Raw genomic sequence first — 1,142 nt, 5'->3', positions numbered from 1 at the left:
GTACGAGCGCCTGGGCTACGTCGCGTACGGCCGTGAACCCGACGCCTGGGACGAGGAAGCGCCTGACGGATCGATCCGCCGCTACGAGACGATGTGCGTCCTGATGCGCCGGGAGCTGTGACGAACCACCCGGGCGGCTTTCATGCCGCCGCAACACCTCGGCAACGATCATGGCGGATATTGATCAGGTCACTTGTTCGACCGACGCGGTGAGGCCCGCGACCGACCCGGGCAGGCCGTGAACGGCCGAGCCTGGCCTGGCCGCGGCAGTCCGTTCCGGCACCAAACGCCGGCCCTCGCCCTCCGTCGCCGTCACCGCCTTCCTGGAGCCTCCATGCGCCCGCGCCGGGTCCTCGTCGCCGCCCTCGCTGCCCTCGTCTCCCTCGTGCCCCTCACCGCGTGCGGCAGCAGCGCGTCGTCCGGCACCAAGTCCGCCGACAACCCGTATCAGCTCGCCGAGCCGGGGACGCTCCACGTCGGCACGCTGTCCGACGCGCCGCCGAACGTCTTCCTCAAGGACGGCAAGTTCACCGGTTTCGACAACGACCTCTTCGCCGCCGTCGCCGCCAAGGCCGGACTGAAGGTGCAGTTCGCCTCCACCGACTTCTCCGCCCTGCTGTCCCAGGTCGCCAACCACAAGTTCGACGTGGGCAGTTCGTCCATCACCGTGACGGAGGCCCGCAAGAAGACGGTGGCGTTCACGAACGGGTACGACTTCGGGTACTTCGGGCTCGACGTGCCGGCCGGGTCGTCCGTCACCACCTTCGACCAGCTGGCGGGCAAGCGGGTCGTCGTCGTCCAGGGCACCGTCCAGGACGACTACGCCACCAAGCACGGCCTCAACCCGGTGCGTGTCCCGGACTACAACAGCGCGCTCAACCAGCTGAAGACCGGGACCGCCGAGGCCTGGATCTCCCCCGCCGAGATCGGCGAGAAGAGCGCCAACGACAGCGGCGGCAAGGTGGTGCTCGCCCAGAAGCAGCTCAGCCCGTCGCCGACCGCCTTCGCCGTCGCGCAGGACCGGCCGGAGCTGCTCGCCGCGCTCAACAAGGGCCTCGACGAGGTGATCAAGGACGGGACCTGGAACCGCCTCCAGGACCAGTACTACCCGGGACGGGCCGTGCCGGACGGCTTCCGGCCCG

The 1,142-nt window shown here is 69.6% G+C and carries 1 protein-coding gene and 1 pseudogene; both read left to right on the top strand.

Annotation, left to right across the window (positions count from 1 at the left end; translation table 11 throughout):
* Window positions 1-121: pseudogene (locus AB0O00_RS40685) on the top strand (GNAT family N-acetyltransferase); the annotation flags it as partial.
* 213 nt (window positions 122-334) lie between these two features.
* A partial coding sequence (locus tag AB0O00_RS40680; RefSeq protein WP_363659691.1) for an ABC transporter substrate-binding protein occupies window positions 335-1,142 on the top strand: 808 nt, incomplete at its 3' end.

The organism is Kitasatospora sp. NPDC093558 (genome assembly GCF_040683475.1).
GTDB lineage: Bacteria > Actinomycetota > Actinomycetes > Streptomycetales > Streptomycetaceae > Kitasatospora.
This window is presented reverse-complemented; position numbering and strand designations above follow the sequence as displayed.